Here is a 21,651-nt window from a genome sequence, read left to right as displayed (position 1 = left end):
GCGTCATTTCATTGAACCCATCTATACAATCCGACCTTGTAGGACGCAATCGATAGACAAACCAGATGAATTCTTCACGAGTTTCGATTGGATGCGGCGCGACAAGAGGAATATGTTAGGTAGCTCATTAGTTGGGAAAGAAGAGACGATGAGCCAGGACGATCCTATCAGGGAGTATTCGGGGGCGGCGGGTGGCTGGGGCGCATTGAAAAGCGTGACCAGGAGCTGGCTGGGCAGCGACAATGCGGTCAAGAACATCCGTGCCATGCTCAAGACCAACCAGGATCACGGCTTCGATTGCCCGGGCTGCGCCTGGGGCGAGGCGCCCGAGAACGGTTTGGTGAAGTTCTGCGAGAACGGCGCCAAGGCGGTCAACTGGGAGTCCACCGGACGCACCGTCGGCCCGGCCTTCTTCGCCGAACACCGCGTCTCTGACCTGCTCAGGCAGAGCGACTACTGGCTGGAATACCAGGGACGCTTGTCGCATCCCATGCGCTATGACGCCGACAGCGATCGCTACGTCGAGATCCCTTGGGAGGAAGCGTTCGCGCTGATCGCCCAGCATCTCAATCGCCTCGAGTCGCCGCATCAGGCCGAGTTCTACACCTCCGGACGGGCCAGCAACGAGGCCGCCTATCTCTATCAGCTGTTCGTCCGCGCCTTCGGCACCAACAACTTTCCCGACTGCTCGAACATGTGCCACGAAGCCAGCGGCATCGGCATGACCGACAGCCTCGGCGTCGGCAAGGGCACGGTGGTGTTCGACGATCTCGAGCACGCCGATGCGATCTTCGTCATCGGCCAGAATCCCGGCACCAATCATCCGCGCATGCTGGAGCCGCTGCGCGAAGCGGTGCAGCGCGGCGCCCAGGTCATCTGCATCAATCCGCTCAAGGAGCGTGGCCTCGAGCGTTTCCAGCATCCCCAGAAACCGCTGGAAATGCTCGGCAACGGCGCCGAACCCACCAGCACCGCCTATTTCCGGCCGGCCCTCGGTGGCGACATGGCACTGATGCGCGGCATCGCGAAGTATCTGCTGGGCTGGGAGCGCGAAGCGCTGGCGGCCGGAGAGCCGCCGGTGTTCGATTACGCCTTCCTCGAGGAACACACCGACGGCCTGAACGACTACCTGGCCGCCGTCGACGCCACGCCCTGGGCGCATATCCGCGCGCAATCGGGGCTCTCGCTGGACGACATCGAGCGGGCCGCCCGGATGTATCGCCGCGCCAAACGGGTGGTGATGTGCTGGGCAATGGGCATCACCCAGCACCGCCATTCAGTGGCCACGGTGCAGGAAATCGTCAATCTTCAGCTGCTGCGCGGCAATGTCGGCAAGCCGGGAGCGGGGCTGTCGCCGGTGCGCGGCCACAGCAACGTGCAGGGCGATCGCACCATGGGCATCGACGAGAAGCCGCCGGCGGCGCTGCTCGATGCCCTGAAGGAGCGTTTCCGGTTCGAGGTGCCGCGCGACCACGGCCACAACACGGTGCAGGCGATACAGGCGATGGAAGAAGGGCGGTCGAAGGTCTTTCTCGGCCTGGGCGGCAATTTCGCCCAGGCCACGCCGGATACCGAGCGCACCCACGCCGCACTGCGACACTGCGAGCTGACCGTGCACATCGCCACCAAGCTGAACCGCTCGCACCTGGTGACCGGCCGGGAGGCCCTGATCCTGCCGTGCCTCGGCCGCACCGAGATCGACATGCAGGCCGAGGGCCCCCAGGGCGTCACCGTCGAGGATACCTTCAGCATGGTGCACATTTCCCACGGCCAGCTGACACCGCGATCTGCACATTTGCGCTCGGAGCCCGCGATCATCGCGGGCATCGCCCGGGCGACACTGGGCGATCATCCCGTGGACTGGGTGTCGCTGATCGCCGACTATGGCCGCATCCGCGAGCTGATCGCGGACACCATTCCCGGCTTCGAGGACTTCCATGCACGGCTGGACCAGCCCGGCGGTTTCCATCTGGGCAATCCCGCCGCGGAGCGCGTGTGGCACACGGACAGCGGCAAGGCCCGGTTCCGGTCCCACGCGCTGCCCGAGGCGCTGGTCAACGCCGGGGTGCTGGCCCGCGGCGAGACGCCGGACCTGATCCTGCAGACGCTGCGCTCACATGATCAGTACAACACCACGCTCTACGGACTGGACGATCGCTACCGCGGCGTCTTCGGGCTACGCGAGGTGGTGTTCGCCAGCGAGACGGAGATCCGGCGACTTGGCTTCGCACCCGGTGACCGGGTGGACCTGGTGTCGCTGTGGGACGACGGCCGCGAGCGTCGGGTCAGCGATTTTCAGCTGGTGGCCTATGACATGCCGGACGGGCAGGCCGCTGCCTACTATCCGGAAACCAACCCGCTGGTGCCGCTCGACAGCTACGGCGAGCAGACCTTCACGCCGACCTCGAAGTTCATCGCGATCCGGCTCGAGCACGCTGCACCCAGCCAGCGGCTGGACGCCGAGACGGCCTGACATCATCAACCGCAGGGCCGTGCGCCCGGAATCCCGGCAGGGGTTCCGGGTGCCGGCGTGTCGATCATGACATTCTCCGGCACCGCGACGCGCGTTCCCATGGCGGAAGCGTGAAGGCTGGACGACACTTGGCATCATGACAGGCTGCCGGGGTGTCGCGATAACGACACAAGGGCATCAAGCCGCCACGACACACATTTCGCATAATATATATTATGTTAAATCGAGGCAATGGCAATGATGGAGAGGCTCTCCTGTAACCCCGCATTGCCACCGTCTTCCTCCCCGCCGCGACATGGACAGCCTGCTCCCTGCTCCTTATCATCCCGTCAGTTCGCGAGGCGTTAGCCTCTCCACTCGCCTGAGCCAAGGATGTCGTCGACATGCCGATTCGCCCCCTGCTGATTGCACCTCTCGCCGCCTTGTTATCGCTCGGTGGTTGCGGTCTGGTGCCCCAGCACGAAGCGTCGCCCCAGCCGGTCTCGCAACAGGCCTTCGCGAATCGCATGGATCGACTCGAAACCGAGCTGACCGCACGCTGTGATGCCAACCTCCAGGCCCTGGCGACGCATCGCGAGGAACAGCTCGGCCTGCGGGCCGATGTTCGCGAGGTCGGCTACCTGCTCCGAAACGTGCGCGGCGAACTCGAGTCAATACGCGACGAGAGCCGCCATGAGCCGGCGTCACGCGACTGCCCGGTGGCCGACGAGCGTCTCGACAACAAGACGCTGGTGGGTCGCAGCGAATGGATCGGCCTGCCGCAAGTCGGCACCTATCTGGAAGCCCGCATCGATTCCGGCGCCCAGACCTCGTCGCTGTCGGCCACCGAGATCACGCCGTTCGAGCGCGACGGTGAGGACTGGGTCCGCTTCAAGCTGGGGCTCAACGACGAGGACACCGTGGTCGAGAGCATGCGCGACCAGTGGATCGAGGCCCCTGTGGAGCGCCGGGTCAAGATCGTCCAGGCCAATGGCGAAGCCTCGCGCCCCGTGATTCGTCAGCTGGTGACGCTGGGCCCGCTGCGCGAGAGCGTGGAATTCACTCTCAATGATCGCACCCACCTCGACTATCCGGTGCTGCTGGGGCGGCGCTTCCTGATGGACATCACCATCGTGGACGTGGCGCGCCGCCATATCTATGCACGCCCCGAGTACGCTTCATCGTCGGCAACGGAAGCCGACGACACGACCGAGACACCCGACGCGGCACCGAGCCCCTGATTTCTGCATAGGCCGAGCGTCCCGCGCCCAAGGAAGCCGACATGTCCCGACTGCCCTTCTATCTGATCGTCGCCCTGCTGCTGGTCACCGGTATCGCCATGAGCGTTCATCGCCACGTCCAGTTCGAGGTCCCCTGGACGCCGGGCGAACAGCGCAAGGTCTGGGAGATCGAGGCCCAGGTCAACTTCCAGGCCGATGGCGGCCCCGCCAAGGTCGAGATGGCCCTGCCCTCGACCCAGCCCGGCTTCCGGGTGCTTACCGAGCACACTGCTTCTCCCGGCTACGGCCTCAACTATCTCGAGGAAGACGGCGCCCGCCGCGCCCTGTGGTCGGTGCGCGAGGCCCGTGGCAACCAGCAGCTCTACTACAGCGCCCAGGTGCTCGTCGCCGAGAACGCCAAGCCCGCCGAGGTGCCGCCTCCGCGGTCGGCGGCCAATGTGGTCTGGGAGCCTCCCTATGACACCGCAGCCCAGGAAGTCATCGACGATGCCTGGTCGCGCAGCGCCGATGCCTTCACCTTCACCCAGCAGCTGATCAGCGAGTTCAGCGACGAGCGTCGCGATGAAAACGTCCGCCTGCTGCTGACCCAGTTCGACCGCGCACCGCTGCTGCTTCGGCTGCTCCACCAGGCCGACGTCCAGGCCCGCAACGTCAGCGGCCTGCAGCTGGAGAACGGCCGTCGCCGTCAGACGCTGACCACCTGGATCCAGGTCTACGACGGTGACGAGAGCGCGCTGTTCGACCCGGCCAACGGCGAGCGTGGACGCCCGGACAACCTGCTGCTGTGGGAAAATGCCGGCCAATCGGTGCTGGAGGTCCAGGGCGGCACCAACTCGCGGATCAGCTTCTCGATGATCTCGCGCAACCAGCCCGCCGCTGCCGCTGTGCGCAGCCAGCTGGCCAAGGATGCCGACACCCTGCTCAACTTCTCGATCCACAGCCTGCCGCTCGAGGAACAGGCGCTGTTCCAGACCATCCTGCTGATTCCCATCGGCGCACTGGTGGTGGTGCTGCTGCGGGTACTGGTGGGCATCAAGACATCCGGCACCTTCATGCCGGTACTGATCGCGCTGGCCTTCATCCAGACCTCGCTGGTGACCGGGCTCGCGGGCTTCCTGCTGGTCGTGGCCGTGGGTCTGGTGATCCGCAACTACCTGTCGTACCTGAACCTGCTGCTGGTGGCCAGGGTCACGGCGGTGATCATCACGGTCATCGCCATCATCTCGCTGTTCTCGGTGGTGTCCTTCCGCATGGGCCTCAACGCTGGCCTGCAGATCACCTTCTTCCCGATGATCATCCTGTCGTGGACCATCGAGCGCATGTCCATCCTGTGGGAAGAGGAAGGTCCCAAGGAGGTACTGATCCAGGGCGGCGGCAGCATGCTCACCGCGGTGCTGGCCTACCTGGCGATGAACAATCCCTGGATTCGCCATATCACCTTCAACTTCCTCGGTGTGCAGCTGATCCTGATGGCGCTGATCCTGATGCTCGGCAACTACACCGGCTACCGGCTGCTGGAGCTGCGTCGCTTCAAGCCCGTCACGGAGGACTGAGCCCATGTGGACCTCTCCGGGCAAGCTGCGCGCCAAGGGCATCATCGGCATGAACCAGCGCAACATCCGCTACATCGGGCGCTACAACGACCGCCGGCTGTATCCGCTGGTCGATGACAAGCTCCAGACCAAGCTGCTCGCCCAGCAGTACGGCATCACCACTCCGGCGCTGATCGGTACGGTGTCGACGCAGTTTGGCGTCAAGCGCATCCACGAGATGCTGGCCACCCACGGCGGCTTCGTGATCAAGCCGGCCAAGGGCAGCGGCGGCAAGGGCATCCTGGTGATCGAGAAGCGTGACGGGGCGCACTTCGTCAAGCCCAGCGGCGCTCATCTCAGCCTCGAGGACGTCGAGCGCCACGTCTCCAACATCCTCTCCGGGCTCTACTCCCTGGGCGGGTCGCCGGACGTGGCGGTGATCGAGGCGCTGATCGACTTCGATGCCTCCTTTGCCGAGTACAGCTACGAAGGCGTGCCGGACATCCGCGTGATCGTCTTCCAGGGCTATCCGGTAATGGCCATGATGCGCCTCTCGACCGCCGCCTCCGACGGCAAGGCGAACCTGCACCAGGGCGCGGTGGGCGTGGGCATCGACATCGCCAGCGGCACGGCGATTCGCGGCGTGCAGTTCGATCGCGCCCGCCACGACCACCCGGATACCGGACACGAGCTGGCCAGCCTGCGCATTCCCGACTGGAAGACACTGCTCGAGCTGGCGGCCGGCTGCTACGAGATGACCTCGCTGGGCTATCTCGGCACCGACATGGTAATCGATCGCCAGCACGGGCCGATGCTGCTGGAACTCAACGCCCGGCCGGGTCTGGCGATCCAGATGGCCAATGGGGAGGGACTGCGCAAGCGGCTCGACCTCATCGAACGCCAGCCGGAAGGTGTCTCGCCGGAAGCTCGAGTGGCCTTCGCCCAGCACCATTTCGCCCGCGGCAGCGAGCTCGAGCGAGTGGCGCAGGAAGCTCGCGAGGCGGCCGAGGCCTGAAGCGACGCGCCCTTCTCACCCACCACGGCTGGCTCGGGCCATGCCGGGCGCGTAGAATGGCCCCCTCAATCCTCGACCGCATGGCTCGCATGACCGATACCAGCGCCCTGATACAACAGGCCGAGCGACAGTGCCGCCAGCGCGGCGTGCGCTTCACCCCGATCCGCCAGCGGGTGTTGCAGATCATCGCCGACACCCGAGGCGGCCTGAAGGCTTACGAGCTGCTCGATCGCCTCGCCACCGAGCACGCCTCGGCGCGCCCGCCCACCGTGTATCGCGCCCTGGAGTTTCTGATCGACCAGGGGCTGGTGCATCGCATCGAATCGCTCAACGCCTACGTGGCCTGCCCCTGCCCGGAACACGCCCATGGCTTCCAGCTGCTGATCTGTCGCGACTGCGGGCGGGTCGAGGAGCTGCACCTCGATGACATCAACGAGCGCCTCGGCCAACGTGCCCGAGAGCTCGGTTTCGTCGTGCAGCGTCAGACCATCGAGCTGCTCGGCCGGTGCGAGGCCTGCCGGTCGGCCATTGCCACCTCCTGAGCCGGACGCCCCATGACCGACACCTTCAAGCGCCTGGAAGGCGCCTCCCTCGACAGCCGTTATCCGCTCGGCGAGATCCTCGACGCCATCCGCTTCAATGATGACGGCCTGATTCCCGCCATCGCCCAGCAGCACGACAGCGGCGAGGTGCTGATGATGGCGTGGATGAACCGCGAAGCGCTGGAAGAGACGCTGGCCACCGGTCGCGTCTGCTACTGGTCGCGCTCCAAGAGCAAGCTGTGGCGCAAGGGCGAATCCTCCGGCCAGCAGCAGCATCTGCGCAGCGCCGCCCTCGACTGCGACGGCGACACCCTGCTGATGCAGGTCGACCAGACCGGGCCGGCCTGTCACAGCGGCCGTCGCAGCTGCTTCTACGTCTCCCTCGAGGGCGAGGATGCGCGCATCACCTCGGCGCCGCTGATCGAGCCCGAGGCCCTCTACGGCAAGCGCTGAGGCCATGACCGCCCCGCTCCGCCGAGTCCGGCGCCTCGCCGGATGCCTCCTGACCTGCCCCCTGCTGGGCCTGGTCAGGGCCTACCAGCTGATCCTGAGCCCGCTGCTCGGGCCGCGCTGTCGCTACTGGCCAAGCTGCTCCCACTACACGGCCGAAGCGCTGAAGGTCCACGGCCCGCTCCAGGGCGGCTGGCTGGGCCTGCGCCGCCTCCTGCGCTGCCATCCCGGCGCCGAGGGCGGCATCGACCCGGTGCCCGGCGGCCCCAGCGAACGGCTGTGCCGGGAAGACCCCGAGCTCGACGAGCATTTCCGCTGTCGCGGTAGCGAAGAGGCATCGCCAAACGACAAGGCCGCGCGGTAGCCGCAGCACGAGGCGTATCCATGCCTGAACGCAGACCGCCCGCGATGTCTCCATCGCGGGCGGTCTCGTATCGCCGGCTCGTGGGCCTGGACTCAGGCGGCTTCCTGCTCGGCGACGCGATAGATGCGCTCGAGCATGGCATTCAGGCCGTTGCTGCGCGTCGGCGAGAGATGCTTGTCGAGGCCCAGGTCCTTGAGGAAGTGCGGGCTGGTGTCGCGAATGTCCTCCGGACGGCGATCATCGTAGATGCGCATCAGCACGGCGATCAGCCCGGAGACGATGGCGGCGTCGGAGATCGCCTGGAAGCGCAGCCGCTCGCCGTCGCGCTCGTGGTGCATCCAGACGTTGGACTGGCAGCCCTGGATCTTGAGCTCGTCGCGCTTCCACTCCTCGGGGAAGGCCGGCAGCTGCTTGCCCATGTCGATGATGTACTGGTAGCGGTCCATCCAGTTGTCGAACATTTCGAACTCGTCTAAGAGTTCCTGCTGGGCCTGTTCGGCGGTCGTGGTCATGCAACACTCCTTGAAACGGTTAACGCCATTATAACGGCTGGCCCCCGTCGTCGTCCGCCCCCGGCGACAGCCCGTGACGCGACTGCTGACGATGCCATTCGGCGTCCTCGGCGTGCAGGTAACGGGCGGTGGTGTCAAGCCGCGAGTGGCGCGCCGTCTCGGCGAGATAGCGCAGTTCGACGCCGGCCTGAGCCTGGTGAGTCAGCGCGGTATGGCGCAGCCAGTGCGGGGTAGCGCGACGCAATAGCGTCACCTCGCGGGTGCTCTCGGCGCCCTGTCGCGCCGCCAGGGTATCCGCCGCCCGGGCGAAGGTCTCGCGCATCAGCCGATAGAGCCGGTTCTCGCCGAGCCCGCGCCGGCCGTCGAGCCCCCTGAGTAGCGGCATGACCTCGTCCGGCCCCGGCTCGGGCGCCAGACCGAGCGCCGTTCGCCATTCCCCGAGCAGGCGCATCATGTCCGGCGGCACCGGGATGCTCGCCGCCTTGCCACCCTTCCCCACCGTGTGCCACCACCAGCGGCCTTCGCGGCGGTGGACGTCGTGCATGCGGGCCGCTGCCATCTCGCCGATCCGCGGGGCCAGCAGGTAGGCGAAGCCGAAGGCGAAGCGGCGGCGCTCATGCTCGAAGCGTGCCCGCGACGTGGCGTCCTCGCCCGGCGCCTCGTTCAGCCACCGCCATAGCCAGTCCCACAGCGGCTTCTCCAGGTAGCGCTCCACCCTGCCCTGGCGATTGTCCAGCCGGCGGCGCTTGTCGCGCATCAGCCGGAACGGGTTGTGCCCGACCCAACCCGCCTCCACCAGCCAGGCGAACAGCCCCTGCAGGATCACCAGGCACTGCCGGCGGCTGGCCGGCGACAGCGGGCCGCGAAACGGCCGCCAGCGCGGGTCGTGGCGCGGCCGGGTCGGCCCGGCCCAGCGCTCGCGGGGCTGTGGATCGGCCAGGAAGGCCTCGAAGGCGTCCAGATGATCGCGGCGCACCTCGGAAAGCGCGAGCTCCTGTTCGGCCAGCCACAGCAGCAGCCGCTCCGCTTCGCGCCGATAGGCCCGCTGAGTGTTGGGGCTGGCGCGATACTCGCCGAGCCACTGGGCCACCGCCTCGGCATCGCTGGTCGCGGCGATATGGGCGTGTCCGGCGGCCGGAGCCAGCGTCGATGTCGTCGACGGCTCGTCCCGACTCACTACATCGCCCATCGCCTCGTTCAGCGCCGCCGCCCGGGCGATCAACGCGCCCGGCTTCTCGCTATCCCTTTCCACGGCCGTTTACACCTCCCTCGTGGCTATTGTGTCGCAGCGGGCGACCTAGCCAGGCGCCTGACCACCCTTCCCGCCAGCTTTCATCCGCATTTCGCCCTTTGAATTCAATCGTCTGCCCCACCAGACCGCAGTATCGGCGTTACGACCAGAATAATCAAGATAAGCCGCGTAATCTTGATTATTTGCTTCTTTTGATAATGTAAATTACGTATTACGTTTAATGTAATTATCTTTATCCCGACACCCGGGACGGGTATAGTGCGATCTGAAAGTCCCGACGGGCGGGCTCACGAGACGAGGAGAACGGCATGGCGCGCAGCGGCGTACGCTTTGAAGACGTGCAGCGAGCGATCGACGAGCTGATGGCCGCCGGGCAGGCGCCCAGCGTGCAGCGGATTCGCGAGACGCTCGGCACCGGCAGCTTCACCACCATCAGCGAGCATCTGCGCGAATGGCGAAAGCGTCGCGAGGAGAACCGCGACGTGCCGCCGCCCCGCGGCATGCCGGCACCGCTCCAGGAGCTCGCCGAGTCGCTGTGGCAGCAGGCCCAGGACGCCGCCAACGAGGCCCTGGCCCACTACCGCCGCGAGGCCGACGACAAGGTCGCCGATGCGCAGCAGGCCGTGGCCGCCGCCGAGCGCCGCGCCGAGGACGCCGAACAGCGCGAGAACGCCCTGTCGTCCCACCTGACTCACAGTGAGGAGCGCCTCAACGAGCGGACCGCCGAGCTCAGCCGCCTGCAGGCAGAGCACGACACCCTGCAGGCCGAGACCACCCGTCAGCGCGAGGTCCGCGGCCGGCTTGAGACACGCCTGGACGAACTGCAGGACGAGCTCGAACGTCAGGCCCAAGCTCACCGTCAGGCGCAGGAAGAGCTGGAAGCCGCGCACCAGGCGCGGCTCACCCAGGAGGAGCAGCGCCACGAGGCTGCCGAGGCGAGGCTGATGGGGCTGCTCGACGAGGCCCGTCAGGAACGCCAGGCCGCCGAGAAGGCCCATGCCACGCGACACGAGCGGCTGGAGAAGCGCCTGGAGGGCGCCAAGGCGGAGCAGCAGGCGCTGCAGGATGCCCTCAAGGAGGAAGAGAAGAAGCGTCGCGGCGAGGAGCAGGCGCGGCGCGATGCCGAAACCGCCCGGTCCGGCCTCGACGAGGAACGCACCCGCCTGGGCGCCCGACTGGAGGACGCCCAGGCCGCCCTCGCCAGCCGCCAGGCCCGCGTGGAGACTCTTGAGCAGCAGCTCGAGGCGCGACTGTGGTCATCGCTGGAGAAGATGCAGGAGAGCCAGGCCCGGCTCGAGGCCGCGGCCGAAAACGCCTCGGGCCCCGACGATGCGGGGCCCGAGAACCAGGACAGCCAGGACTAGGTCACGACTTGGTCGGCGCGTCGTCGGCGCCGGCCATCGCCACTGACCTGGCCCTATTGATAGTAGGCGTTGGTGGTGTCCGAGTGGTCGGTCACGTCGCGGATGCCGGCCAGCCCGGGAATGCGCTCCATCAGGGTCTTCTCGACGCCTTCCTTGAGGGTCAGGTCGACCGCGGCGCAGCCCTGGCAGCCGCCGCCGAAGGCCAGCACGGCCACCTGCTCGTCGGTCAGCTCGACCAGCTTGATCTCGCCGCCGTGGGCCGCGAGCCCCGGGTTGATCTCGCTGTAGAGCACGTAGTTGACGCGATCCGCCAGCGGGCTGTCTTCGTTGACCTTGGGCATCTTGGCGTTGGGCGCCTTGATGGTCAGCTGGCCGCCCATGCGGTCGGCGTTGAAGTCGACCACCGCTTCCTCGAGGAAGGCGATGCTGTTCTTGTCGAGGTAGACGACGATCTTGTCGAGTTCCAGACGCTCGTCCGTCGGCTCTTCCTCACCGGGGCGGCAGTACGCCAGGCAGGTCTCGGCATAGGGCGTGCCCGGCTGAGTGATGAAGATGCGCACGGCGATACCCTCGACGTTCTGCTTGGCCAGCAGTTCGGCAAGGTAATCCTGGGCGCTGTCGGTGATCTGAATGCTGTCGCTCATTGCTCTCTCGCTGGTCGAGCCCGGCACGGTCGGGCCGGGATGAGGGTCTGCCACTATGGTAAGCGACTGCCCGAACCCTGACAATCCCGACCGCCGCACTGGGTTATACCCCAAGCGGCTGCATGAAAACCGGTCACGCACGACATGAAGGACGCTCTCGTCGCGACCCTGCCGCGGGACGTCGGCTTTTGCTAAGATGCGGCGTTTGTCCGGCCTCGCGCCGATCCGTGACGAGCGCTACACCTCATAAATATGCGCCGCTGTCGCGCCCCGATGCCCTTATCGCTGGAGATAGACTCGACCCATGGCCGCCGTTCCGACTCCCCTGACCGCTTCGCTGACCGACAGTCTTCGCCACCGCATCCTGATGCTCGACGGCGGCATGGGCACCATGCTGCAGAATGCCGCGCTGTCGGAGGAAGAGTTCCGCGGGGAGCGCTTCGCCGACTGGCCCACCGATCTAAAGGGCAACAACGACCTGCTGGCACTGACCTGCCCGGACCTGGTAACGCGCATCCACCGCGACTATCTGGAAGCCGGCGCCGACATCGTCGAGACCAACACCTTCAACAGCACCCGCCTGTCCCAAGCAGACTACGGCATGGAAGACCTGGTCGCCGAGCTCAACCGCGAGTCGGCCCGCCTGGCCCGTGCGGTCTGCGACGCCGTGGCCGAGGAAACCGGCGTGCCACGCTACGTGGCCGGCGTGCTGGGCCCGACCTCGCGCACCGCCTCGCTGTCGCCGGACGTCAATGACCCGGCCAAGCGCAACGTCACCTTCGACGAGCTGCGGGACAACTATCGCGAGGCCGCCGAGGCGCTGATCGAGGGCGGCAGCGACCTGATTCTGATCGAGACCATCTTCGACACTCTCAACGCCAAGGCCGCCATCTACGCCCTGGAAGAGCTGTTCGAGGATCGCGGCGAGCGGCTGCCGGTGATGATCTCCGGCACCATCACCGACGCTTCCGGCCGCACCCTGTCGGGCCAGACCACCGAGGCGTTCTGGAATTCGGTGCGTCACGCCAAGCCGATCTCCGTGGGCCTGAACTGCGCGCTGGGCGCCGAGGAGCTGCGCCCCTACCTGCAGGAGCTCTCCGACAAGGCCGACACCTTCGTCTCGGCGCACCCCAACGCCGGGCTGCCCAACGAGTTCGGCGAGTACGACCAGACGCCGGAGGAGATGGCCGCCATCGTCGCCGACTTCGCCGCCAGCGGCCTGGTCAACATCATCGGCGGCTGCTGCGGCTCCACCCCCGAGCACATCGCCGCCATCCATCGGGCGATCCGGGACACCGCGCCCCGTGAAGTGCCCGAGCGCGCGCTGGCCTGCCGGCTGTCCGGCCTCGAGCCGTTCAACATCGCCCACGACTCGCTGTTCGTGAACGTCGGCGAGCGCACCAACGTCACCGGCTCGGCGCGCTTCAAGCGCCTGATCAAGGAAGAGGACTACACCACCGCCCTGGAGGTGGCCCTGGAGCAGGTCGAGAACGGGGCCCAGGTCATCGACGTCAACATGGACGAGGGCATGCTGGAGTCCCAGGAAGCCATGGTGCGATTCCTCAACCTGATCGCCGGCGAGCCCGACATCGCCCGGGTGCCGATCATGGTCGACTCCTCCAAGTGGGAGATCGTCGAGGCCGGCCTCAAGTGCATTCAGGGCAAGGCGGTGGTCAACTCGATCTCGCTGAAGGAAGGCGAGGACATCTTCCGCGAGCAGGCCACCCGCTGCATGCGCTACGGCGCCGCCATCGTGGTGATGGCCTTCGACGAGGAAGGCCAGGCCGACACCTTCGCGCGCAAGACCGAGATCTGCCAGCGCGCCTATCGCCTGCTGGTCGACGAGATCGGCTTCCCTGCCGAAGACATCATCTTCGACCCCAACATCTTCGCCATCGCCACCGGCATCGAGGAGCACGACAACTACGCCGTCGACTTCATCGAGGCCACCCGCTGGATCCGCGAGCACCTGCCCCACGCGATGGTCTCCGGCGGGGTGTCGAACGTGTCGTTCTCGTTCCGCGGCAACAACCCGGTGCGCGAGGCGATCCACTCGGTGTTCCTCTACCATGCCATCCGCGCCGGGCTGACCATGGGCATCGTCAACGCCGGCCAGCTGGCGGTCTACGACGACCTGCCCGAGGCGCTGCGCGAGGCGGTCGAGGACGTGGTGCTCAATCACCGCAGCGACAGCACCGAGCGCCTGCTGGAGATCGCCGACGAATACAAGGGCGACGGTTCCGGCGGCGCCAAGAAGGAAGACCTCGAGTGGCGCAACGAGGAGGTCGAGAAGCGCATCGAGCACGCCCTGGTCAAGGGCATCACCGCCTATATCGAGGAGGATACCGAGCTCGCCCGCCAGCGGGCCGCGCGCCCCATCGAGGTGATCGAAGGACCGCTGATGGACGGCATGAATGTGGTCGGCGACCTGTTCGGTGCCGGCAAGATGTTCCTGCCCCAGGTGGTCAAGTCGGCGCGGGTCATGAAGCAGGCGGTGGCCTACCTGCTGCCTTACATCGAGGCGGAAAAGAGCGAGGATACTCAAACCAAGGGCAAGATCGTCATGGCCACGGTCAAGGGCGACGTCCACGACATCGGCAAGAACATCGTCGGCGTGGTCCTGCAGTGCAACAACTACGAGGTGATCGACCTCGGCGTGATGGTGCCGGCGGAGAAGATCCTGCAGACCGCCAGGGAAGAGAACGCCGACATCATCGGCCTCTCCGGGCTGATCACCCCGTCGCTGGACGAGATGGTCCACGTGGCCAAGGAGATGCAGCGCCAGGGCTTCGAGCTCCCGCTGCTGATCGGTGGCGCCACCACCTCCAAGGCCCATACCGCGGTCAAGATCGAGCCGGGCTACGAGCATCCCGTGATCTACGTCACCGACGCCTCGCGGGCCGTGGGCGTGGCCGGCAAGCTGCTGTCGCCGGCGCTGAAACCGGAGTACGTGGCCGAGATCCGCGCCGAGTACGAGGTCGTGCGCGAGCGCAACGCCAAGCGTCGCCCCAAGGCGGCCGACCTCAGCTACGCCGAGGCCCGTGCGCGCAAGCCGGTCCTCGACTGGGACGGCTACACACCGCCGGCGCCCGGCTTCACCGGCCTCAAGGTGTTCGAGGACTACGACCTCAACGAGCTGGTCGAGCGCATCGACTGGACGCCGTTCTTCATGAGCTGGGAGCTGGCCGGCAAGTATCCGAAGATCCTCGACGACGAGGTGGTCGGCGAAGCGGCCCGCAGCCTGTTCGCCGACGCCCAGGCGATGCTTCGCAAGCTGATCGACGAGGGGCTGGTTCATGCCCGCGGCGTGATCGGCCAGTGGCCGGCCAACGCCGTCGATGACGACGTCATCGAGGTCTACGCCGACGAGTCACGCAGCGAGGTCATCGAGCGGCTGCACCATATCCGCCAGCAGACCACCAAGAACCGCGAGGGCGTCTGCTACAGCCTGGCCGACTTCATCGCGCCCAAGGCATCCGGCAAGCCGGACTGGATCGGCGGCTTCGCCGTCACCACCGGCCACGGCGTCGAGGAGCTCGCCAACCGCTACAAGGCCGCCGGCGACGACTACAACGCCATCATGGTCCAGGCGCTGGCCGACCGCCTCGCCGAGGCCTTCGCCGAGCGCATGCACGAGCGGGTGCGCAAGGAGTTCTGGGGCTACGCCGCCGACGAGACCCTCGACAACGAGGCGCTGATCGCCGAGAAGTACCAGGGCATCCGCCCGGCGCCGGGCTATCCGGCCTGCCCCGACCACACCGAGAAGGCGACCCTGTTCCGGCTGCTCGAGGCCGAGGCCAACGCCGGCCTCGAGCTCACCGACAGCTTCGCCATGTGGCCCGCCGCCGCGGTGTCCGGCTGGTACTTCGCCCACCCGCAGTCGAAGTACTTCTCGACCGGCAAGATCACCCGCGACCAGGTCGAGGCGCTGGCCGAGCGCAAGGGCATGACGCAAGCCGAGATGGAGCGTTGGCTGTCGCCGGTGCTTTCCTACGACCCCAGCTGATGGTCGTCTCGCTCGCTCCGGGCCCGCTCAGCGGGCCCGGTTTCGTCATTCCTGGAAGTCGGCATGCTGCCTGAACCCTCTCGTCGTCAGACCATTCTCCCCCTCGTCCAGTCGATCCATGGAGGCCGGCATGCTGCCTGAGACCTCCAGACGCCAGACCATTCTGCGCCTCGCCCTGCCGATCATCGGTGGCATGCTCACCCAGAGCCTGCTCAACCTCGTCGATGCCGCCCTGGTGGGCTCGCTCGGCGAGGTGCCGTTGGCCGCGGTGGGCATCGGCGGCTACGCCATCTTCCTGATCACCGCCGTGGTCTTCGGGCTGTCGTCGGCGGTACAAGCCCAGGCATCGCGCCGCCACGGCGAGCAGGACTGGACGCGCCGCGCCGTGTCGCTCAACGCAGGCCTGCTGATCGCGCTGGCCGTGGCCGGCCCGCTGACCCTCCTGTGCCTGTGGCAGGCGCCGGCGTTGCTGGCGCTGATCAATCAGGACCCGGCTGTGAACGCCGAGGCGGCCGGCTACTTCCAGTGGCGTGTCGCGTCGCTGGTGCCGGTGGCGATGATCTTCTGCTTTCGCGGCTATTGGAACGGCATCCAGCAGACCGGCCTCTATCTGCGTATCATCCTGGCCATGCACCTGATCAACGTGGTGGCGAGCGTGGGACTGATCTTCGGCCTGGCCGGCCTGCCCGCCATGGGCAGTGCCGGGGCCGGTGCCGGGACCACCCTGTCGCTGTTCGCCGGCCTCGGCCTGTGGGCATGGCATAGCCTGCGTCACGCGCGCTCGAGCGGCTTCTTGACGCGCCGCCCCTGCGCCGGCACCTTCACCACCACGCTGCGCCTGACCGTGCCACACTCCTTCCAGCAGATATGGTTCGCCGCCGGCTATGCGGTGCTGTTCTGGATACTCGGACGGATCGACACCGCCAGCGTGGCGGTCGGGCACGTGCTGGTGAACCTGTCGCTGTTGCTGATCCTGCCCGGCGTGGGGCTGGGCATGGCGGCGATGAGCCTGGTCGGCGAGTCGCTGGGGCGCCACGACCATCGCGACGCTCACCGCTGGGGCTGGGACGTGGTGCGCCTGGCCTTTCCCTGCCTGGCGCTGATCGCCCTGCCGATGGTGGTGCTGCCCGACGCCGTGCTGGGGCTGTTCCTGCACGACCAGGCGCTGATCGCGCTGGGCCGCTTGCCGCTGCAGCTCACGGCGGCGATGATCGTGCTCGACGCCGCGGCCCTGGTCTTCGCCCAGGCGCTGCTCGGCGCCGGCGCCCAGCGTACGGTGATGACCCTCACCCTGACGCTACAATGGATGATATTCCTGCCGCTGGCCTGGTGGGTCGGCGTGCATCAGGAGGCCGGGCTGCTCGGTATCTGGTGGATCCAGCTCGGCTATCGCTGCCTCAACTCCCTCGGTTTCATGCTGATCTGGCAGCACCGGGGTTGGCAGCGGTTGGCGGTATGAGCGAAAAGTGCCGATGAACAGGCCCAGTACTCATTCCGTTTCGAATATAAACTATGAAGATTTATTCTTTTATAGAATAATTGCGACCCGTTAAGGTAGTCGCCAAGCTTCGCCACTTCCCCGTTTCAGGTAAGCGCTGAATGTATCGCTACGACACCCATGATCAGACCCTGGTCGACGAACGCGTCGCCCAGTTCCGCGACCAGATGCGTCGCTACCTCGAGGGCAAGATCAGCGACGAGGAATTCCTGCCGCTGCGCGTGCAGAACGGCCTCTATGTGCAGCGCTATGCGCCCATGCTGCGTATCGCCATTCCCTACGGCATGCTGGCCGCCTACCAGCTGCGCAAGCTGGGCGAGATCGCCGCACGCTACGACCGCGGCTACGGCCACTTCACCACGCGCACCAACCTGCAGCTGAACTGGCCCAAGATGGAGGACGTGCCGGACATCCTCGCCGACCTGGCCAGCGTGCAGATGCACGCCATCCAGACCAGCGGCAACGATATCCGCAACACCTCCACCGATCAGTTCTCCGGCATCGCTGCCGACGAGCAGGTCGACCCGCGCCCGTGGTGCGAACTGATCCGTCAGTGGTCGACCTTCCACCCCGAGTTCGCCTACCTGCCACGCAAGTTCAAGATCGCGGTGACCGGCGCCGAAGAGGATCGCGCGGCGATCCAGGTCCATGACGTGGGCCTGCGCTTCTGGCGCGACGACGCCGGCGAGGTGCGGGTCAAGGTGCTGGCCGGTGGCGGTCTGGGCCGTACCCCGATGATCGGTAACACGGTCTGCGAGGACCTGCCCTGGCAGCACCTGCTGACCTACCTCGAGGCGATCCTGCGGGTCTACAACCAGTTTGGCCGCCGCGACAACAAGTTCAAGGCGCGCATCAAGATCTTGGTCAAGGCACTCGGCATCGACGAATTCCGTCGCCGCGTCGAGGAAGAGTGGGCGCACCTCAAGGACGGCCCCCAGACCCTCACCGACGAGGCCGTGGCGGCCGTGGCCGATCACTTCGTCGATCCCGAACGTCGCGAGATCGGCACCGAGGCGATCGAGGCCTACGAGACCCTGCGCGCCGACAACCGCGCCTTCGGTCGCTTCGTGACCAACAACGTCACCGACCACAAGGTCCCCGGCTACAAGGCCGTGACCCTGTCGCTGAAGCGCCGCGAGCATTCGCCGGGCGACGTCACCTCCGAGCAGATGGCCGCCATCGCCGACCTGGCCGACGAATTCAGCTACGGCGAACTGCGCGTGACCCACGAGCAGAACCTGGTGCTCACCGACGTGGCCGTGGACCGCATCGAAGAACTCTGGCAGCGCCTCGACGAGCTCGGCCTGGCCAACCCCACCGTGGGCACCCTGGCCGATCTGATCTGCTGCCCCGGCGGCGACTACTGCAGTCTGGCCAACGCCAAGTCGATCCCGGTGGCTCAGTCCATTCAGGAGCGCTTCGAGGACCTGGATTTCCTCTACGACCTCGGCCCGCTGGAGCTCAACATTTCCGGCTGCATGAACGCCTGCGGCCACCACCACGTCGGCCACATCGGCATCCTCGGCGTCGACAAGAAGGGCGAGGAGTACTATCAGATCTCGCTGGGCGGCAGCCAGGGCAACGAGTCCTCGCTCGGCAAGATCCTCGGCCCCTCCTTCTACCGCGAGGACGTGCCGGGCGTGATCGACAAGCTGCTGCAGGTCTATGTCGGCGAGCGCACCCCCGACGAGACCTTCCTCGACACCTATCGCCGCATCGGCCTCAAACCCTTCAAGGAGCGTGTCTATGCCTGAGCAGACCTCTCGCCCCCTGATCGCCGACCGCCGCGTCGTGACCGATGAGTGGGTCCTCTGCGAGGACGCCACCCAGCGCCCCAAGGGCCAGCCGGCCCTGCTGCCGCTGGCCGACTGGCAGGCCTCCAGCAAGGGCGACGACGTCGCCCCCTGGCTGCCCAGCGACACCGAGATGACCGACGCGCTGGCGCGTGAGCTCGACGCCGCGCCGCTGGTGGCCATCGACTTCCCGAAGTTCACCGACGGCCGCGGTTACAGCATTGCCCGGCTGCTGCGCGAGCGGCACGGCTACCAGGGCCAGATCCGCGCCATCGGCGACGTGCTGATCGACCAGCTGTTCTACATGTCGCGCTGCGGTTTCGACGCCTTCTTGCTGCGCGAGGATCAGATCGTCGAGGATGCCCTCAACGCCCTGAGCACCTTCAGCCGCAGCTACCAGCCCGGTACCGACGACCCGGAACCGCTGTTCCGCCGTCGCCTGCGCGAGGCCCACAAGGGCGAAGTCGCCTGACGGATCGCCTCGCCAGAACGCACGAAGCCGGCCCTAGGGCCGGCTTCGTCGTTTCTGAGTCGCGCCTCCGGCATCAACCCCGGCGCTTCTGCTGACGCTCCCGGTTGGCCGCCCTCGCCCGTTCGCTCTTGCGCAGCATCACCCAGGTGGCGCCCAGGCCGCCGTCGGCCTGGCTCGCCGAGGCAAAGGCCTGGACCTCGTCGAAGGCCGGCAGCCACTTGGCCAGGTAGGAGCGCAGCACGTTGGCGGGGCTGTCGATCTCGCGGCCTCGTCCGTGGACGATCATCACCGAGCGCAGGTCGTGCTCCACGGCCTCGCGCAGGAAGGCCGGCAGCGCCTGTCGGGCCTCCTCCACCGGGCGGCGCAGCAGGTGCAGGCTGGCCTGCATCGGATAGCCGCCCTGGCGCAGGCGCTCCGCCACGCCGCGCTGGATGCCGTCGCGGCGAAAGTCCAGCGGATCGAAGGGCGGCACCAGATCGACGAAGTCGTCGGAGAGGATATCGCGACCCGCGCCGTCACCGGCCGCGCTTTCGCGCTTGGCGAGCTGCGCCTCGGTGGGCACGCGGCGGGTCTGGCCGGTATGCGCCCGGCCCTGGCCGCGCGACAGGGGTTTCACATCGCCCATCAGGGCCTGGAAATCGGCATCGTCGTGAAGGTCCGTCATGGCACACCTCCTGGCCAGCTTGAGTAGAACGCTCATCCTAGCAAATGGCTCAGTGCCATCGCATGTCGAGATGACGCCGTAATATCCGCTATAGAGGATATTGTGCTAATATCCTCTATAGCGGATAAACGTCTTTTTATCCTCTACAGGGGATACCATGAAGATCACCTCACCCGAGATGCTCGCGCACTCGCTGAAGAACGCGCGCAAGCGCCGCCAGCTGACGCAGCAGGCCACCGCCGAGCAGATCGGCATCAAGCAGGCGACCGTCTCCGGCTTCGAGCACCACCCGGAGCGCAGCCGGCTCGAGACGCTGTTCAAGCTGCTGTCGGCCCTCGAGCTGGAGCTTCACGTCACCGAACGCGACAGCACCGAGGAATCGGCAAGCCCCGAGGCGTGCTGGGACCAGGAGTGGTAGGCCATGGCGAATCTCACCGTCGCGATGAACGGCATCGAGGTCGGCACCCTGAGCCTGGCGCGCTCCGGCGCCATGGCCTTCCAGTACCGTCGTGAATGGATCGAGCGCCCCGGCGCCCGGGCCGTCTCGCTCTCGCTGCCGCTCTCCACGGCGGCGTACCGCGGCGAGCGAGTCTACAACTTCTTCGACAACCTGCTGCCGGACTCGGAGGCGATCCGCGCCCGCATGCAGGCCCGCTTCCGAGTGCCGACGCGCCACCCCTTCGACCTGCTGGCGAGCATCGGCCGAGACTGCGTCGGCGCCATCCAGCTCACCCCCGAGGATGCCCCGAGTGGCGACGTCCACGGCGTCACCGCCGAGCCGCTCGATGATCACGCCATCGAGGCGCTGCTGTCCGGCTATCAGGACGCTCCGCTGGGCATGGCCGAGGGCCAGGATTTTCGCATCTCGCTGGCCGGCGCCCAGGAAAAGACGGCGCTACTCTGGCATCAGGGCCGCTGGCAGCGCCCCACCGGCAGCACACCCACCAGTCACATCTTCAAGCTGCCGATCGGCTTTCTCGAACACAGCAACATCGATCTGCGCCAGAGCAACGCCAACGAGTGGCTGTGCCTGCGCCTGCTGGAGGCCTTCGGCCTGCCGGCGGCGAAGACCGCGCTCGCCCGCTTCGGCGACCAGGAGGTGCTGGTAGTCGAACGCTTCGACCGCCGCTGGTCGCGGGACGGGTCCTGGCTCATGCGCCTGCCCCAGGAAGACTTCTGCCAGGCGCTGGGAATTGCCCCGGCGCTCAAGTACGAGAGCGACGGCGGCCCGGGAATCGCCCAGGCCATGCGCCTGCTGCGCGGCTCCCAGCAGGCCGGCGTGGACCGGGAGCGCTTCTTCAAGGCCCAGATCCTGTTCTGGCTGCTGGCCGCCATCGACGGGCATGCCAAGAACTTCAGCCTGTTCCTCGAGCCGGGAAGCGCCTATCGAATGACGCCGATGTATGACGTCATCTCGGCCTACCCGCTCATGCGCCAGGGCAGCATGGCCGCCGAGCGCGCCAAGATGGCCATGGCCCTGAAGGGCAAGAATCGCCACTACCGCTGGTCGCGGATGGCGCCCCGGCACTTCATCGCCACCGCCGAGCAGGTCGATTATTCGCCCGAACGCGTCACCGCGCTGATGGAGGAGATCGCCGGCTCCGCCGAGCGGATCGTCGGTGACCTCGCCGCCGACCTGCCCGCCGACTTCCCGGCGGCGACCAGCGACCCCATCCTCGAAGGCGTCCTCCAGCAGGCATCGAGACTGGCGGACTTCCTGGCCTGAGCCGCGACGCCCCGCCGTGCTGTTGCGCCGGTGGCGGCTATGGCAGCATGGCCCCCGTTCTGCCGCCCCGGAGTCTCCCCATGCCCTCCCCGCGCCTGCTGATCGGTCTGCCGCTGCTCGCCAC

The 21,651-nt window shown here is 66.9% G+C and carries 18 protein-coding genes; 14 read left to right on the top strand and 4 right to left on the bottom strand.

What is annotated here, in order from left to right; translation table 11 throughout:
* The first annotated feature begins 148 nt into the window (after positions 1 to 148).
* The 7 genes from C9J49_RS14935 (at position 149) to yidD (ending at position 7,596) form a co-directional block, all read left to right on the top strand.
* The gene (locus C9J49_RS14935; protein WP_107181900.1) at positions 149 to 2,473 is read left to right on the top strand and encodes an FdhF/YdeP family oxidoreductase; all 2,325 of its coding nucleotides are present in this window, start codon (positions 149 to 151) and stop codon (positions 2,471 to 2,473) included.
* Positions 2,474 to 2,856: 383 nt separating this feature from the next.
* Positions 2,857 to 3,693, top strand: a complete 837-nt coding sequence (locus C9J49_RS14930; protein ID WP_035593215.1) for an ATP-dependent zinc protease — start codon at positions 2,857 to 2,859, stop codon at positions 3,691 to 3,693.
* Between the two features lie 41 nt (positions 3,694 to 3,734).
* Entirely contained in the window at positions 3,735 to 5,246 is a 1,512-nt protein-coding gene (locus C9J49_RS14925; RefSeq protein WP_107181899.1) for an inactive transglutaminase family protein, read from the top strand.
* A 4-nt stretch (positions 5,247 to 5,250) separates the two neighbouring features.
* Positions 5,251 to 6,240 (top strand): alpha-L-glutamate ligase-like protein, encoded by a 990-nt coding sequence (locus C9J49_RS14920; protein ID WP_046078675.1) that lies wholly within the window; start codon positions 5,251 to 5,253, stop codon positions 6,238 to 6,240.
* Positions 6,241 to 6,329: 89 nt separating this feature from the next.
* Positions 6,330 to 6,782, top strand: a complete 453-nt coding sequence (locus tag C9J49_RS14915; protein ID WP_046078674.1) for a Fur family transcriptional regulator — start codon at positions 6,330 to 6,332, stop codon at positions 6,780 to 6,782.
* Positions 6,783 to 6,794: 12 nt separating this feature from the next.
* Positions 6,795 to 7,235, top strand: a complete 441-nt coding sequence (gene hisI / locus C9J49_RS14910; protein WP_046078673.1) for a phosphoribosyl-AMP cyclohydrolase — start codon at positions 6,795 to 6,797, stop codon at positions 7,233 to 7,235.
* Positions 7,236 to 7,239: 4 nt separating this feature from the next.
* On the top strand, positions 7,240 to 7,596 hold the full coding sequence (gene yidD / locus C9J49_RS14905) for a membrane protein insertion efficiency factor YidD (RefSeq protein WP_107181898.1): 357 nt from the start codon (positions 7,240 to 7,242) through the stop codon (positions 7,594 to 7,596).
* A gap of 92 nt (positions 7,597 to 7,688) precedes the next feature.
* Here yidD and C9J49_RS14900 read toward each other — a convergent pair whose 3' ends face one another.
* Complete coding sequence (locus C9J49_RS14900) at positions 7,689 to 8,108, bottom strand: SufE family protein (RefSeq protein WP_107181897.1); 420 nt, start codon at positions 8,106 to 8,108, stop codon at positions 7,689 to 7,691.
* Positions 8,109 to 8,136: 28 nt separating this feature from the next.
* Positions 8,137 to 9,297, bottom strand: coding sequence for a tyrosine-type recombinase/integrase (locus C9J49_RS14895; protein ID WP_375700494.1), 1,161 nt, complete (start codon positions 9,295 to 9,297; stop codon positions 8,137 to 8,139).
* Between the two features lie 371 nt (positions 9,298 to 9,668).
* Here C9J49_RS14895 and C9J49_RS14890 point away from each other — a divergent pair, with 371 nt between their 5' ends.
* A complete protein-coding gene (locus C9J49_RS14890; protein ID WP_107181896.1) occupies positions 9,669 to 10,724 on the top strand; it encodes a DNA-binding protein in 1,056 nt (351 codons plus the stop codon).
* 53 nt (positions 10,725 to 10,777) lie between these two features.
* Here C9J49_RS14890 and nfuA read toward each other — a convergent pair whose 3' ends face one another.
* Positions 10,778 to 11,368 carry a Fe-S biogenesis protein NfuA gene (gene nfuA, locus C9J49_RS14885; RefSeq protein WP_107181895.1) on the bottom strand — a complete coding sequence of 197 codons (591 nt, stop codon included), beginning with the start codon at positions 11,366 to 11,368 and terminating at the stop codon, positions 10,778 to 10,780.
* Between the two features lie 304 nt (positions 11,369 to 11,672).
* On the opposite strand from nfuA, the gene metH reads away from it, so the two are divergent.
* The 4 genes from metH to C9J49_RS14865 all read left to right on the top strand — a co-directional run bounded on the left by metH (position 11,673) and on the right by C9J49_RS14865 (position 19,137).
* Positions 11,673 to 15,374 (top strand): methionine synthase, encoded by a 3,702-nt coding sequence (gene metH / locus C9J49_RS14880; protein WP_107181894.1) that lies wholly within the window; start codon positions 11,673 to 11,675, stop codon positions 15,372 to 15,374.
* A 130-nt stretch (positions 15,375 to 15,504) separates the two neighbouring features.
* Entirely contained in the window at positions 15,505 to 16,833 is a 1,329-nt protein-coding gene (locus C9J49_RS14875; protein ID WP_107181893.1) for an MATE family efflux transporter, read from the top strand.
* Between the two features lie 140 nt (positions 16,834 to 16,973).
* A complete protein-coding gene (locus C9J49_RS14870; protein ID WP_107181892.1) occupies positions 16,974 to 18,626 on the top strand; it encodes a nitrite/sulfite reductase in 1,653 nt (550 codons plus the stop codon).
* Entirely contained in the window at positions 18,619 to 19,137 is a 519-nt protein-coding gene (locus C9J49_RS14865; RefSeq protein ID WP_107181891.1) for a DUF934 domain-containing protein, read from the top strand. Before C9J49_RS14870 ends, C9J49_RS14865 begins: the two co-directional genes overlap by 8 nt.
* 73 nt (positions 19,138 to 19,210) lie before the next feature.
* Here C9J49_RS14865 and smrA read toward each other — a convergent pair whose 3' ends face one another.
* Positions 19,211 to 19,801 carry a DNA endonuclease SmrA gene (gene smrA, locus C9J49_RS14860; RefSeq protein WP_035593255.1) on the bottom strand — a complete coding sequence of 197 codons (591 nt, stop codon included), beginning with the start codon at positions 19,799 to 19,801 and terminating at the stop codon, positions 19,211 to 19,213.
* Between the two features lie 157 nt (positions 19,802 to 19,958).
* Here smrA and C9J49_RS14855 point away from each other — a divergent pair, with 157 nt between their 5' ends.
* Both C9J49_RS14855 and C9J49_RS14850 read left to right on the top strand, forming a co-directional pair.
* Positions 19,959 to 20,219 (top strand): helix-turn-helix domain-containing protein, encoded by a 261-nt coding sequence (locus C9J49_RS14855; RefSeq protein WP_046078662.1) that lies wholly within the window; start codon positions 19,959 to 19,961, stop codon positions 20,217 to 20,219.
* A 3-nt stretch (positions 20,220 to 20,222) separates the two neighbouring features.
* Entirely contained in the window at positions 20,223 to 21,527 is a 1,305-nt protein-coding gene (locus tag C9J49_RS14850; protein ID WP_046078661.1) for a type II toxin-antitoxin system HipA family toxin, read from the top strand.
* Positions 21,528 to 21,651: the final 124 nt, after the last annotated feature.

Origin of the sequence: Halomonas sp. SL1, from assembly GCF_003030865.2 — a bacterium.
GTDB classification, from domain to species: Bacteria; Pseudomonadota; Gammaproteobacteria; order Pseudomonadales; family Halomonadaceae; genus Halomonas; species Halomonas halophila.
This window is presented reverse-complemented; position numbering and strand designations above follow the sequence as displayed.